General features: G+C 41.2%; 13 protein-coding genes. 4 read left to right on the forward strand and 9 right to left on the reverse strand.

Annotated elements, in window-relative coordinates; all coding sequences use genetic code 11:
• The first annotated feature begins 39 nt into the window (after positions 1 to 39).
• A complete protein-coding gene (locus VUI23_RS15195) occupies positions 40 to 1,431 on the forward strand; it encodes a M24 family metallopeptidase (RefSeq protein ID WP_342804883.1) in 1,392 nt (463 codons plus the stop codon).
• A gap of 74 nt (positions 1,432 to 1,505) precedes the next feature.
• On the opposite strand, the gene VUI23_RS15200 is transcribed toward VUI23_RS15195, so the two are convergent.
• On the reverse strand, positions 1,506 to 2,297 hold the full coding sequence (locus VUI23_RS15200) for a hypothetical protein (protein WP_342804884.1): 792 nt from the start codon (positions 2,295 to 2,297) through the stop codon (positions 1,506 to 1,508).
• 330 nt (positions 2,298 to 2,627) lie between these two features.
• Here VUI23_RS15200 and VUI23_RS15205 point away from each other — a divergent pair, with 330 nt between their 5' ends.
• Positions 2,628 to 3,743, forward strand: coding sequence for a c-type cytochrome (locus VUI23_RS15205; RefSeq protein ID WP_342804885.1), 1,116 nt, complete (start codon positions 2,628 to 2,630; stop codon positions 3,741 to 3,743).
• Between the two features lie 57 nt (positions 3,744 to 3,800).
• Here VUI23_RS15205 and VUI23_RS15210 read toward each other — a convergent pair whose 3' ends face one another.
• Together VUI23_RS15210 and VUI23_RS15215 are read right to left on the reverse strand one after the other, a co-directional pair.
• Entirely contained in the window at positions 3,801 to 4,247 is a 447-nt protein-coding gene (locus tag VUI23_RS15210; RefSeq protein WP_216046361.1) for a DUF2721 domain-containing protein, read from the reverse strand.
• Positions 4,248 to 4,369: 122 nt separating this feature from the next.
• On the reverse strand, positions 4,370 to 5,218 hold the full coding sequence (locus VUI23_RS15215) for a transporter substrate-binding domain-containing protein (RefSeq protein ID WP_342804886.1): 849 nt from the start codon (positions 5,216 to 5,218) through the stop codon (positions 4,370 to 4,372).
• A 191-nt stretch (positions 5,219 to 5,409) separates the two neighbouring features.
• Between VUI23_RS15215 and VUI23_RS15220 the strand changes: the two genes are divergently transcribed.
• Entirely contained in the window at positions 5,410 to 6,825 is a 1,416-nt protein-coding gene (locus VUI23_RS15220) for a TonB-dependent receptor (RefSeq protein WP_216046359.1), read from the forward strand.
• Between the two features lie 173 nt (positions 6,826 to 6,998).
• Complete coding sequence (hemN, locus tag VUI23_RS15225) at positions 6,999 to 8,366, forward strand: oxygen-independent coproporphyrinogen III oxidase (RefSeq protein ID WP_216046358.1); 1,368 nt, start codon at positions 6,999 to 7,001, stop codon at positions 8,364 to 8,366.
• 24 nt (positions 8,367 to 8,390) lie between these two features.
• Here hemN and VUI23_RS15230 read toward each other — a convergent pair whose 3' ends face one another.
• The 6 genes from VUI23_RS15230 to VUI23_RS15255 are packed head-to-tail and all read right to left on the reverse strand — an operon-like array spanning position 8,391 to position 15,176.
• Positions 8,391 to 9,728: a DUF58 domain-containing protein gene (locus tag VUI23_RS15230; protein WP_216046357.1), complete on the reverse strand. Its 1,338-nt coding sequence runs from the start codon at positions 9,726 to 9,728 to the stop codon at positions 8,391 to 8,393.
• The gene (locus VUI23_RS15235; RefSeq protein WP_216046356.1) at positions 9,725 to 10,771 is read right to left on the reverse strand and encodes a MoxR family ATPase; all 1,047 of its coding nucleotides are present in this window, start codon (positions 10,769 to 10,771) and stop codon (positions 9,725 to 9,727) included. Before VUI23_RS15235 ends, VUI23_RS15230 begins: the two co-directional genes overlap by 4 nt.
• Positions 10,768 to 11,943, reverse strand: coding sequence for a DUF4350 domain-containing protein (locus tag VUI23_RS15240; protein ID WP_342804887.1), 1,176 nt, complete (start codon positions 11,941 to 11,943; stop codon positions 10,768 to 10,770). The genes VUI23_RS15235 and VUI23_RS15240 overlap by 4 nt, the downstream gene beginning before the upstream one ends.
• A gap of 10 nt (positions 11,944 to 11,953) precedes the next feature.
• Positions 11,954 to 13,516: a hypothetical protein gene (locus VUI23_RS15245; RefSeq protein WP_342804888.1), complete on the reverse strand. Its 1,563-nt coding sequence runs from the start codon at positions 13,514 to 13,516 to the stop codon at positions 11,954 to 11,956.
• On the reverse strand, positions 13,513 to 14,499 hold the full coding sequence (locus VUI23_RS15250; protein ID WP_342804889.1) for a stage II sporulation protein M: 987 nt from the start codon (positions 14,497 to 14,499) through the stop codon (positions 13,513 to 13,515). Before VUI23_RS15250 ends, VUI23_RS15245 begins: the two co-directional genes overlap by 4 nt.
• Positions 14,496 to 15,176 (reverse strand): RDD family protein, encoded by a 681-nt coding sequence (locus tag VUI23_RS15255; RefSeq protein ID WP_342804890.1) that lies wholly within the window; start codon positions 15,174 to 15,176, stop codon positions 14,496 to 14,498. Before VUI23_RS15255 ends, VUI23_RS15250 begins: the two co-directional genes overlap by 4 nt.
• Between the last annotated feature and the right edge of the window lie 3 nt (positions 15,177 to 15,179).

Raw genomic sequence — 15,179 nt, forward strand, 5'->3', positions numbered from 1 at the left:
GGCTAAACAATGTTCAAAAACTCTAATTCAGAGGGCAAAATGAAATTAAATAGACGTGAATTTATGGCCGGAGTTGGCATGGCAACAGCCTTGCCATTAGTTGGATGCGCTGCTAGCACTGCTGGTAGTGCTTCCACATCCGAAGTCAACACATTTAGCGACAGTTTCACGACAGCACCTCCTATCTCAGGTCCACGTATCAACTTAGCCAGAGCTTATGAAGTCATGGAGATGTTGAATATCGATGCCTTAGTACTAGGACAGGGTGTCAATTTTTACTATTCGACAGGGCATCATCCAGTTACCTTGACCATGGGGCATGGACCCAATACATTTTCTATTATCACGCGACAAGATAATAGGCCAAATGGATTGGTTATGCCGTCATTTACGTACTACTTTCAATTAGCTGATACTATCGCGCCACAAGACTTTGCAACATACCTTTACAGTGGAAGTAGAGGGACGGATGAGCTTGATGCTTCCGCAGAGCAAAGCCCTAATTTAATGATATTTCCAGATAGGCAATTAACTGCCTTGGATGAAATTGAGGCCAGACGAGCAGACCGAACCCGACAGACAGCAAAAGAATATGGCGCTTTTGTAGGCTCTCGAGCAGCTTTGAAAAAAGCATTTAGCGATCTTGGTTTAACCAATGCGAGAATAGCGACAGATAACGCTGCATCTTGGGAGCTAATCTCCACCGCACTGCCTAATGTCACCGTGATAGACGCCGATGATGCTCTTCGACGTATACGGCCTTATAAGTCTGACATTGAAATTGAATTAATGCGTCGAGCTGCACCAGCAAACGCAGAGGCAGCCATTGCGGCGGTGAAATCGATTCGTGAGGGCGCAACCTATAGAGATCTTAGACGTTTATTTTATACAGAGGCTGCTAAACGGGGCAACACTGGGGTTTTCATGGTAGTTGACCGAATCAGTGATGATTTATTCGATGCGCCATTTCGAGATGGTCAGTCGTTCTTAATTGACGGTGTGAGTCATGCGGATGGATACCATGGTGATTATGGACGTACTGTTTTTATTGGAGAGCCAAATAAAGAATTAGCGAAAATAACAAAAACCATTGGTCTTGCTTGGGACGAAGTGAGGCATGCCTTGAAACCAGGGATGAAATTCTCTGAAATCACAGCTTTCGGTCAATCGACGCTCAAAAAACTAGGTGGCAACTACACTGTATCTTTCACACCACACAGTGTTGGTCTATTTCATACTGACCACGTCGGTAAAAGTCCTGGCGCGTTGAGTGAAGATTTAGTGTTACAAAAAGGCATGATTATTAGTGTTGATTGTCCTCTGCTAGCATCAGGTGTAGGAGGTTCAGTACACCTTGAAGATCTTACGTTAATTACTGCCGATGGAAGTGAAGCGATCAATAATGTAGGAGAACAGACGATCATTATTTGATGCAATTAAGCAATCCAAATCAGCAAAAAAATGCCTCTGTTGAGGCATTTTTATTGTCACAATGGTAACTTAAATTATTGATTTGCCGCCTTCCTTGCCTTGGCACGAGAATATTGGTTAAACAATGCTCTTTGCTCATCAGTGCTTTCACCTAATTGCACCCGCACCGGCGTGCTTGAATGCTTATGATAATAAACATATTCCATAACGGCGACGAGTCCACGGGCATTTTCAAATATGATAGGCATACTCTTTTTTTCGTCTTCATCATTTGAATCGTTTTCACTGACACCTAACCAATAACGTTTGACAAAATTTAAGTCATTATACCAATCCCAAGTTAACTTCTTTAGCTCTTTATCGGAAAAGGTAAAAAACGTGGCAATGTTATTTTCTAAAATCACCGGCATATAAGTAAATTTGTCCATCTGCATATCATTTAAAGTGCAAGATTCAAGCAGGTTCAATATGTATAAGTTGGCTACACTGCTTTTGCTAATTTTAATAAAATAGGTTTCATCTTTACCAGAGTTCTGATTTGAGTTGCTTGATGGAGCATAGTCGATTTTATAACAATCATGAACTTCAGTAATGTTTAGCGGAGCATCAAAGATAGTTACGCCTTCATTCTTAACGATTTCAAGGGTGGTACTATTATCTATGTACCGACTATTAGCGCCGGAAAAATCATTAAGTGCATTTTCGGCTGATGCTATTAAGTAGGCTGTTTTATACCCCTTCAAAAGCATAACCTCGTCGTCTTTATCAATAACCTGCTCGGTGGTGATGACAGTATAAGGTGACGAACAAGCACATAATGTTAGACAGGTTAGTACAACAAGCGTTTTAGTGAATTCCCACATCATTTTTCCCTAGTGACCTACATTTATCGTTTTTAGAATGTCCTGAACCTGATTGTCTCTTATCGATAAAGAGCAAGTCAATCAGTTACTTAATTAACAACACGATAACAACGAATTGGGTAAAAAAACCAAACCACAATCAAAATAAAAGGAAAATAGACAATCACGACTGATGGCCGCGTTAGAACAAGCATGACAACCTAAATTAATGGCCTAGGATGCTATTGCCTCTTATCTAGAAAGTATTGATTGTGTTCAAGGCAGATATTTGATTGATAAAAAGCCAATTTAAGCGTTAAATAATCTTTCAAACCTAAACATAGAGACGTTGTCGTGAAAAGAGTGACTGGATTAATATGGATATTGTTAGTTAGCTTTAGTATTTCTTTTTCGGCAAACGCTGAACGTGTTTATGAAAAGCAAGAACCTCCCCGCGAGCTGACGGCCGAGCAAGCAACATTGGCCGCCAGTAATTATAAGAAGTACTGTTCATTGTGTCATGGTGATGATCGCGAAGGCCATAAAAACGACCACGCACCTTCGTTACGTAGCAAAAGTTTATTTGAATCGGGCGTTCCACACTCAATATTACGTCCTATGTCTTATGGTCGCCACGGCACTGCCATGGGGGGTTACTTAGATGAAGTGGGCGGCCCCATGACGTTGGATGAAACTTGGGATCTAACGTATTGGTTATTCTGGCAGTCTGGGGCGCAGAGAGTAAAACTGAGTGAAAACCCTGTGAATGGCGATATAGTTAAAGGAGAGACTATTTATCAGCAAAATTGTACCACTTGCCACGGTGAAAACGGCGAAGGTGTTACCGCTCCGGCGCTTTTTAACCCCTCTTTTTTAGCTCACAATAAAGATGAATTTATTCGTTACGCCATCGAAAAAGGTCGCGAAGATACGCCCATGCTATCCTTTTCCGACAAATTATCAGAAACTGATATTGATAATCTCACTGCCTTTATTCGCAGTAAAGCCAGTGATGCAAAAATCACTAAAGTGCCACTAAAAGAAATCCCTTCACCTGATCAGTACGTTATTAATCCGCAAGGTGAAGATCCTTCATTTAACTTAGATCAAGGCAAATATGTTTCCTCTAAAGCGCTGTATAGGGCCATGCAGGCTAAAAAGCGTATGGTGCTGATTGATACGCGGGTCACTTCTGTGTGGCAACGGGCGCATTTAGCTGGCTCAGTACCATTTCCTTACTATTCTGATATCGAAAAGCGCGTTGGAGAAATGCCAAAAGATGTATTAATCGTGGGATATTGCTCTTGCCCTCGAGCGGCGGCAGAGTACGTTATGGATCAGTTTAACCAAGCAGGTTATGCCAATACCGCTGTGTTGTATGAAGGGATTTTTGGCTGGATGAATTTAGGTTATCCGGTAGTACGTGCAGAGGGGCTAGAATCCTTAGCGGAAACGCCGCAAGGACATTAATCTATTATATCTGTTTTTAGTTCATTGGCCATGTTAACTGATGTTAACATGGCTTTTTTAATAGTCTTTGTATGATGGAATTTTAAGGGAAGCGTTAGCCACACTGACTTCTAAGAAAAACGAAATCAATCCACCGGTGATAAGCACCATTCCCAGAATAAACATCGAAATAATAGTCGTATCCAAATTCACCACAGTCAATCCATTCATCAGCAATAAAATAACATCCAGACACACGGTCACAGCTGCTGCTGTTAAAAACGTAACAGCCCAGTTGGCAAAGCGCATTCTGCGGCGTAGGGCTTTTAATTCATTTTTAGCTTTTTCGGTAATCTTAGATGGGTCAACATCACCAATTCGTTCAAAGTAACGAGCCCGATCAATGATCCTCGCTAAACGGCCGGTCATGACGTTCATCATTTGACCCATACCAACAATTAAAAACACCGGTGCCAGTGACAATTGAATCAGTTCAACAGCAGATTCATTTAAATTAAGTTCCATTACTTCCCCATCATTTGATTTGTGATGCTCTTATACCAAATGAATAGTGGAAATGTACAGAACTCTTGACAATGACACCTAAAAAACCGCGCAACGCTTAGTCAATGCAAACATCTTTGACATTATCTACTGTATTTTTGCAGCGTATGTTTGTAGCTATCCATTTGCATGTAGTCATCTAACGCCGAATTAAATTTTTGAACATCCGCTTCAGCTACACTTGACTGGCTGAACATGACGTAAATATCTCCAGTAGTAACTGTAAAGCCATGTTCAACAATGTAGTTATCTAATCCTTTTCTGCGCAGTATTGACGCTCCCACAAAGCTATCTTCTAAAAAACCGTCAATATCCATATCTAATAATCGGGCAATATTTAATTCCCCCATAATACCACTCACAAAGTTACTAGAGGACGCTTTGCTATCTTGCAAAATGGTAATTTGAGGCCCGTAATAGTAGTCACCTACGACGCCTATTTTGCTACCATTAGCGATAAACTCATCTATATCATTATAGGCGGCACGCTTTTTATCATCATTGCGTATGTACAATGAAAACTGCTCAGTGCGGTAAGGTGCACTAAAATACGCGAACTCTTCTCGCGCTGGGGTTTTTGATGCGCCAATGAGCATATCGACGTTACCTAAGCGTAAGTCTTCTAAAAGCGAAACCCAGGTACCTTGCACATAAGAAACCGTGCATCCCATTTCATTAATAACACCAGTGATAATTTGAATATCGACGCCACTCACCTCACCATCAACGTTGATGTATTGGTAAGGTTCCCAGATATCAAAACCTAAACTATATGAGCAAAGAGGGGATTCAACTTCGTTATCAGTTGACAGTTGAGAGTCTTTCAAGGGCTGTTCTTCAGATGTTTGACTTGACAACGTTGCCTGTTGTGGACTGCATGCAATTAAGGCAAAAGACAAACTCATTACTAATAGCATTTTAAGCATTTTCATAATGGTGGCCTCCATAAATAAACCACCCTAAGTTTAAGTCAGAATTCTAAATTTGCTATTTTTAAACTAGCTTTAACAGCATTCCATCTGATGTAGTCACGTAAGTTTCAGTTATTTAATACAAATTTTCTCTGTAACTCTTTTTTAGGATATTCTACTATTCCACCGTGGCACATCAGTTGGGGAAATTAATGGATAAACAAGTCAGTTCTAGATCAACAAGTCAAAAAGCATTACGAATCAATCTCGACGAAAAAAAATACGGGACTATTGTTGAAATAGGCGCAGGACAAGAGGTTGCCAGACAATTTTTCATAGCCGGCGCGGCAGCCGGAACCATAGCTAAAACAATGTCTGCCTATGACATGGTTTTTTCAGATGCTATCTATGGCGTGCAACAAGACGGACGTTATGTGAGCCAAGCTCGCGTTCAAGCAATGATGGAACAAGAATTCGATTTAGTCGTAGATCGAGTTGGCAATATTCGCTCTAAAAGTTCTCGTTATTTTGCCTATGCCGCAACAGTAGCTGCTAAGAGCTTTGGCCGCAAAAACGAATGTCACGCTTGGATTGGTATTCGTATTCAAATGTACCCTGGTGCAGAGCCTTCTGATATCAAAGTACATGTGCGCATGTTTGACGACAATGCTGAAGCTCAGCAGCAAGCATTAGGCGTAATTGGTGTGAACTTAATATACGCTGCTTATTTCTATTTTGAAGATCCTAAAATGATTATCGATTCATTAACCGATAATATAAAACCTAACCGTGTTGAAATTGATTTTATCGACTTCAAAGGTCCTTACTTCCTTGATGTAGACAATCGCGCGAAGAATCTGCACTTAATCCGCAGTTGGAAGACCCGTGCAGTTATGTTCAAACCCGATGGCAGCGTGGCGATCCCGGCTGAATTGTTGTACAAAAAGAATATCCTAACCATTCGCGGCTCGTTCAGACCAGTCACTAAACTCAATGTAGATATGATAGAACAAGGGCAAACCTCGTTTTATGAACTAAAAGATGTGAGTAAATCGAATACCGCGGTTATTGCTGAAATATCATTAAATGATATGAAAGGGAATGACGCGCAAATGCCCGAAAAAGACATAGTAGCGCGAGTGCAATTGCTTAATTCGTTGGGTTATAACGTAATGGTTTCAGACTATACCCGTTATTTCTCGTTGCGGGCTTACTTCCGCCAATACACCAAAATGCAAATTGGCATTGTAGTGGGCATGGTTAACATCAAGCAGATTTTTGATGAAGACAGCTATAAAGGGGTTGAAGGCGGAATAATGGAAGGTTTTGGTAAACTATTTCCAGACAATACCCGAATGTATATTTACCCTGAGATAGACGAGAATGGCCAACTTAACGATTTCACCCTAGTTAAAGTGCCAGAACATCTACGCTTCTTATATCGACATTTATTGGAAAATGGCTACCTTGCTGGTATTGAGTGCAGTGATAACGAATTATTTTCGATTTACTCCCGAGACTTATTGAAACAACTCTCCTCAGGTCGCGGAGAATGGGAAAATGCGGTTCCACAAAGTGTTGCTGAAGAAATCATAGCAAATAAGTTTTTTGGTTATCGAGAACGCTAACGACGGCAGTACGTATTCACACCTAAAAAATGGCAGATTATCTGCCATTTTTTTACTTCCAATTCGGCTTTTATTAATACATTTCTAAAATCAGCAAAATATTGCGCAAGATCAATAAAGGATTTCGCTAACCAATTAAACTGCAATGACTAAATGATTATTGCGAAAACAACATGAACTCAAAACGCTTTTTCGATCCTCAATTACTTGAAAAGTATAATACTAATGGGCCACGTTATACCTCCTACCCTACGGCATTATCCTTTAACGAGTCTTTCTACAATGATGATTTGATCAAAGCAGTAAAAACCTCACCTAATACAGATCTGTCTCTTTATATACATATTCCGTTCTGTCATAGCCTTTGTTATTACTGTGGCTGCAACAAAATAGTTACTCGTCACCCTGAAAAATCGGACGACTATATGTTCTATTTAATAGGTGAAATTACCCAGCGCCAAAAGCTCTTTAAAAAGCATGTTGTTCGGCAAATTCACTTAGGCGGAGGTACGCCCAGTTTTCTCAGTAAACAACAACTTTCGAATTTAATGGCCGTGTTAAAAAGCCATTTCGTTCTCAGCCAAGATGTTGAAATTGGCATAGAGATAGATCCCAGAAACTTAACTTTAGACTATATCGATCACCTTGCTAACATCGGTTTTAATCGACTCAGTATCGGCGTTCAAGATATAGATCCGCAGGTGCAAAAAGCGATAAATAGAGTTCAGTCCACTGAATTGATCGAGCAAATAGTTAACCAAGCGAATAAGATTGGATTCAGATCCGTTAATTTAGATCTTATCTATGGTTTGCCCCATCAGACACCCGAACGATTTGAACGCACTTTGGACAAAGTGATTCAAATGGGTGTGCAACGGATATCGCTGTTTAGCTATGCGCATTTACCTGAACGCTTTCCAGCGCAGCGCAAATTGCGTGATGAATGGCTCCCCAATGCTGCGCAAAAACTGGCATTGATGAAATTGGCAATTGAACGATTCCTAGATGCAGGCTACATGATGATCGGTATGGATCATTTTGCCAAACCTAATGACGAACTTGCCTTGGCTCAAAAGCGCCACCAATTACACCGAAACTTCCAAGGTTACACCACCCATGCAAACTGTGATTTATTAGGGTTTGGCGTATCGGCTATTAGTAATATTGGTGACTGTTATAGTCAGAATTACAAACAGTTAGCCGACTATTACCAAGCTTTAAATGAATCAGATAACGCGGTTCACAAGGGGGTTAAATTAAATCTCGATGACCAAATAAGGGGCTTTGTCATTAGCCAATTAATGTGTAATTTTCAAGTCGACAAATCCCAAGTTGAAAACCTATACGACATTCATTTCGACAGCTATTTCCAGCAAAGTCTGCGTTCGTTACAACCTTTTGTAGACGACAATCTTGTGGAAGTGGATGCATTGCAAATTAAGGTCAAAAACAAAGCTAGATTGCTGATAAGAAATATTTGTATGAGCTTTGACGGGTATATTAAAAATCAACATATACATAGATACTCAACCGTCATTTAAACAGCTTAGGCTCACATTTGAACGCTACAGTAAGCCAGCCTTTTTAATACTCAAATAGGTATTTAATACATTTGGAGTGAGGTGAGAAGCTGGCGCATTGATGCAAATTACGCCCTTTTGTTTTAAGCGTTGTACATTACGATCTATGGATTTTTTAATTTTATGGGCTGAGGCATACATAATTGCTTGTTCGAACGTTTCTACAGGCTCGTCGTCAATACGCTTGTAAATAGGCTCTTCGATACTAATTACCGCCACCAAATGCTTAGCTTTAAGTAATTGTACCGCTTTGAGCAAATCTTCAAAATCTTCATCACGAAGACAAGTGACTAGCAAAATTAACGCTCGTTTCGGTTGCTTGACCAACAACTCTTGGGCTGCACTTAAATAATCACTGGCTATTTTTTGCGGATACAGATCATAAAAATGCTGCATGACTTTACTGACATTTTGGGCCCCTCGAACATGACTTAACCAGCGAGACTCACTTCCAAAGCTTTGCAAACTAAGGTTGTCGCCATTTTTCAAAGCGGTGTAAGACAGCATGATCAATGAGTTAAGTGCGTGATCAAAATAGCTCAGATCGTCGTCCTGCACACGCATACGTCGGCCTGAGTCTAACATTATGATGACATGCTGATTTTTTTCTTCCTGATACTCTCTTGAAATGAGTTTGTTAAACCGGCTAGTTGCTCGCCAGTCAATTTGTTTAATACTTTCGCCTTCACGATAGTCACGTAACTGCAGAAAATCCATGCCACTGCCACGTTTATTAAACTTTTTTAAGCCTGCTTGGGTTAAGTTAACGCTACCTTGCAAACCAGCTAAATCTGAAATGGCAGTAAAATTAGGGAATACTTTATGTTCGCTAACGTGTTCAATCCAATACACATAATCCCAAAAGCCAAACTTCGATTCGACTTTAATTTCAGTAGCCGAAATTTGCGAAGGCCCCCTTCGACTTGGCGTAACTTGATAGTCAAACTCTGCGATTTGTCCGGGTTCTAATCGACAACCGTGAAAGTTGTTAGAACAATGCCAGTGCTCAGGGATTATCTCACTGCACTGGAGGCTCAAGGTATAATACCCACGATTAGCCATAGCAATGCTAACCTTTTGTTCCACATGCACGGATAAATTGCTCGGCACTTCTCTTTTAACTGCCACTTGCGGTGGGTGGCGACTGATAATTAAATCGTACCCAGCCAATGCAATAGCAATTAGCGCCAGTCCCATGGGTAAACCAGACAATTGCGTTAAGCCATTAAAATGAATAACAATTGGCAATGCCAAACCCACTATGCACAGCACAGCAAAGCATTTAAGTAATCGCTTTGAAGGAGCTAACCTAATACGTTTCATTGCCTTGGAGAAGCCGCCTGTTGAATTATTTCTGATAGCACTTGCTCTGCCGAAGAACCGGATATTTCCCGCTCTGCAGACAAAATAATACGATGTCGCAAAACAGGTAAGAGCATGGCTTTAATGTGGTCAGGAGTCACAAAGCCTTGACCTTCACATAGGGCTTTCACTTTCGCCGCTTGCACTAGCGCTATACTTGCGCGGATCCCTGCACCATGCACAATCCCATCCCACTCACGGGTTGCACGCACTAAACCTACCGCATAGTCCACAACCTTATCGTCTATAAGCACCTTACTTACCAAGGCTTTAAGTGATAATGCATCTTGCTTGCTCAGTACACTTTGAATCGAGGCATTGACTATACCTGTTTGATTTTCAGTATTCAGTTTGGTTAAGGTGATTTCATCCTGATGCTCTGGGTAACTCACGAGCACCTTCAACATAAAGCGGTCGAGTTCAGCCTCTGGTAACGGGTAAGTGCCTTCATTGTCGATGGGGTTTTGGGTTGCCAACACCATAAATGGGGTTTCTAGCGGCATACTCTGCCCATCAATGGTGATTTGATATTCCTGCATCACTTCTAATAACGCAGCCTGAGTTTTTGCCGGCGCTCGGTTAATCTCATCTGCCAGTAATAAATGCGTAAAAGCCGGCCCCTTGCGCAACGCGAATTTACCAGTTGCCATGTCTAACATCGAGTGACCTGTTACATCGGCAGGCATCAAATCAGGTGTAAATTGCACCCGTTTATAATCTAAGTCGATGCTCTTTGCCAACGCGCGTATTAACAAGGTTTTGCCTAAACCTGGCACCCCTTCAAGTAACACATGGCCGCCAGCTAAGAAAGCAATAATCACTTGTTCTACAACATCATTTTGACCAATTAACAGGCGCTGAACATTGCTTTTCAGAGCATTAATTTGCGCACATGCTTTTTCAAGGGTTTGACCATCAATTAACGATTCTACTTGGCCTTCAACACTATCTTCTTGCACAGGTATCTCGGGCGTTGGATTGGGATCTAATTCAGCGTCATTCATAACATTTTCCTGAGAGTCTGGAGACTCGCTATACTTTGGGTAAATTGGGTTTCATTAACTTGAGCTTGACTAAACATAAGTGTGTTGATGGTTTCGATTGGCCAATGACTTATCTGTGACAATTGTTCAAGCATTTGTTGTTTGTCTGCACTCTTAGTGGCGGGGCGCTTTTTGTGTAAAGCGACAATAATAGAATGACGAATTTCGTCGATTAATTCCCGCTGCTGTTTTTGCCGCCAATAAAACTCACCAGCGGCTTTAATATGCAATGAAAAAGGCGTGTAATTATGTTCATCTATACGCAAAATAGGACCAAAACGCATCGCCCAGTGCCACATACTTAGGGCAAGCAATACGCTACCGAACCAGATAAAATAAGGCGCAAAATCGTACAATAAACTAAACCAATGAGGCAGTTCCTGGGTCGAAAAAACGTACACTTTCGATGAGTTGCCCACTAATTGATCTAATAGCTCCACATTATCTTCGTAAGCTATTTGATAATTATTCCAAATATAAACATCGGTTAACATAGTAACCAATCCATCGCCCATCTCCATTTGCGCAAATGTGGGCCCGTATAAATCCCCTGCAGTATAAAAAACACTTGGATCTGCAGGTAAAACTAAACGATAACGGTTTTCTAAATTAACCATTAGGGGCTGGTCATCTGGGTTGATTATTTCAGTTGGAGTAAACACGTTCTCGGTGTCTTCTGGCAACCAATTAACAGCGAGGTTTAATTCTTGAATAAGTGCATTGGCGCGAAAAACATCTGCGTCTTGGCTAGCATTAAGGGCCATAATCAGGTGACCACCAGATTTTACCCAGTCAATCAGTTGCTTCGCTATAGCCTTAGATAACGCAATTTCGCCTTCGGATGAAACGATGGTGTCGTCTGTGGTGGGAAAAATGGCAGATTCATTGTTGGCATACAACAAACGGTAATCTTCCAGTAATTGTACTTCAGTACCTTCCGCCTCAAGGAACAATTTAGCCGCTAAAAACGGTTGTGCGCGGGCTTCGTCATTAAAACCTATGTCGGTTACTTTTTCATAAGACTCAAATCCATTATACAAAAACACGCCAGCAACCAATATTATCAGCGCCATTAATACCCGTACTGTCCAGGTTTGCTTTGCTTCCACAGGCTGTAAATTTGAGGTACTCATGTTGCGTTTCTCATCTTCCAACCTCTGCATCTGCAAACAGGGTTTTCCACTGTTCACATAACAGTTGCATAGTTGTTTTTTCTGGCCATTTATGTGCCCAGGCTAAGTGCACCCAAGTGTCGACTAGGCGTTGCATAAACTCACTTCGTTCACCGACAACCGAGGTTTTAATTACTTCAAGGCATTCCCGTTCGGTCATTGATTTGGTCAAAGGTAGAGCCTGCTCTTTACTGATTTCCAGTAAGCTGGTTATCAACATTAATGACATCAATTTGCGATAGGCTTTAGCGTCGAACAGTAAATCTATTTCTGACACGACATCTTCAGGCATGGCATCGCCTTGATAAGCCTGACTAAACAAAGGCATTTCTAATTCATCTGTTGCGGGTTGCTTAGGCGATTGATTAAAAAAACCTTTAATAGTGTCTTTTGACAGATAAACCAACAATAACAAGGTAACGCCAAACGCCAGCCACATTAGTACTTCAGAAAAATTTGCAAAAAACATCAAGCCATTGACTAACCAAGACGGTAAATCAGAGCTTGTTTTCTCACTGTCACTTTCAGCTTCGTCGTCAGACCCCCAGCCCACCCAGCGATAATCAGTTTCAGTTTGCTGACCATTGAAAGGCGGCACATCAAGTATTGCTTGAATCTTTGCTTCACTTTCAAACTCAATATTTTGTTGGTTTGCGGGATCTGTATCTTTAAGCTCTGAATATTGATTATCTTCAAACTGCGGTAATTCAATTTTTGCTGAGCTATCTTCTGCCCAACTTTCAGATACCGGTGAAAAACATAACATCACTGCTAAAATGCAACTTGCCACCGCCCCTAATGCTGGTTTGGTAACTTTATTAATGGCTCGTTTGAAGCCAATTTCTATGTCCCACGCTTCTAAGATAACTCGCCGGTTTAGATAGGCTGCGAAACTACCTGCAATATAAATAGGCGCAATAAGTAAATAAGCGAGGTAAGTAAATAGGTTAAATGTCAGTTCGGTACCCCAATTATCGCTCGTGATCACCAGCCAATAATCAAACTCCACTCCCGCCGGCACCACATAACTAATAAGGGCCACTAAACCAAAGATAATGATCAGCTCCCAGCCGAGACAGATAAATGTCCACCAAGCGGTATTATCATCAATCGTTCGATGCAAGATAGATAAACGCTTGCTGCGAGCAACACCATCTAGACCTTCTAATTGTTGAATGGCTAAATCAAACCCGCGAGTAGGTGATAACCGACGCCAGGTAATACTAGCAAACCATTGTTTTTTCAATAATCGAGGCCAAGCTCTAATCGCATCTTTAGCGGTGACCGTCTCGCCAAACACCTGACGACTCAAGATATGCAGCAAACCTCTTTCATACAGAGGCTTCAACCACCAAAAAGCGACTACACCCCAAACAATATCAATGGCACAGGCCAATACAAATATGGGTAAGGTAACCACCAGCCAAAAACTGATTAATGATCGATACCAACGCAAGGCCATGCGGCAACCTAAATCAAAGGACCGCCAACTATTACGAGGACGAATTTCCAACGTTAGGTTATCAATATTCACGACGATTTCTCGCCAGAACGAGGGTTTCTAGGAAAAATGTAGAGCAAAATCCACAGCCAACAGGCGCTGCCCACTGCATATTTCACTGCATTGGGAAGTAGTGTGCTACTCGACCAAAAAGCTTCAATGAACGCAGCAACCACCAACATTAAAAATGCGCCAAAAATAATCGGAAATGTAATTTTACCGGCCTGTTTCAAAGCCGCCGTGCGTGACAATTGCCCCGGTCGAATAATATGCATTCCTACTACGCCCCCAGCAGCCGCAGACAACACAATGGCCGTTAATTCAAATGAACCATGGGTAATAACAAAAGAAAAAAATGTACTAGAAAATCCGACATTCACGATATGAGCACTCACCGCACCAAAAAATATAGCGTTAAACAGTAAGTAATAGAGTGTTCCAAACCCCAATAAAAAACCTCCCACAAAACACTGAAATGCAATGGATATATTATTTTTTATATAGAATCCAAACATTAGAAAATCGCTATCAGAATCTCTTTCGTTTCGATAGTTTCCGGTGGTTTCATCGATGCGGGATGCCGGATCGTACATTTGTTCTAATTGGGTAACTTGCGAATTGGGCATTACATTTCGCACAAATTCTGGTTCTATCATAGTGACCGAAAAGGTAATTATGGCTAAACCATAAAATAATATATGCGCCCAAATCACATAGCGGCGAATAAGCAATAACTGAGCTGGAAAATCGTACTTAACAAACTGCCAAAACGGCGCCCAAATCCGGTTACTCGGTTTGTATAAACACTGCTGTCCCTGCAGTAAAAGATCGTTTAAGCGGGAAATTAATGCGGGGCTGTAAAGGCGACTTTTTGCCACAGCCAAGTCATGAGTTAACTGCCGAAATGCATGGGGAAGATCAATATCGTATTCATGCAATTTATTGGGATCTTTTATCGCTTCAGCAAAATCTGACCACTGTTTTTGACGTGATTGTATAAAATCATGCTGCTTCATGCTTTACCCACCAAATTAGCCGCAATAGACTTAAGTTGGCTAACGGCTTCAGGACCTTGCACATTGAGAATGGGTGATAAAATATTGGCTAATTCTTGCTGCCGCTGAGCACTTAAGGTTTTACTGCGCTCAGCAAACGCTATAATCGATTTCTGCATTTCTGGATCTAGCTGTAGCTCTACATTTTTTTGCTTTTCAAAGTTAAAATAACTCATTCTAAGTGGTGCTTCGTTATACACCACCATAGTGCCGCCAATATAATCCCCTACCCGTTTATTGTGCTTAGAAAGTAGTAGGCAAATTCCCCCTAGCAGATAAAACGAAGGCAAAAAATCAACCGCTCTAAATAAGTTTCGAATTAATGAACCGGCAAGGGTAACTGGCAAACCATTGTCATAAACGACGGTTAAGCCAAAGGATTTTTTACCTGGTGTTTGACCTTTTGTTATTTCAAATATCACTGGGTAAAACCATTCCACCAAAAAAGCCGCTATGAGCATTAACCCTATTCCCATATTACCCGCAAAAGACAAAGCTATGCCAACTGCGAGCATAATGACTAAACGGATAAGTAAATCATAAATAAAGGATAAAGTGCGCACGCCAATACCTGCTGGCGTGAGCTGGATATCAATGCCTTCTGGGGTTTCTAAATTTATTTGATTATCTATTTTCAACCG

The organism is Alteromonas sp. M12, assembly GCF_037478005.1.
Taxonomy (GTDB): domain Bacteria; phylum Pseudomonadota; class Gammaproteobacteria; order Enterobacterales; family Alteromonadaceae; genus Aliiglaciecola; species Aliiglaciecola lipolytica_A.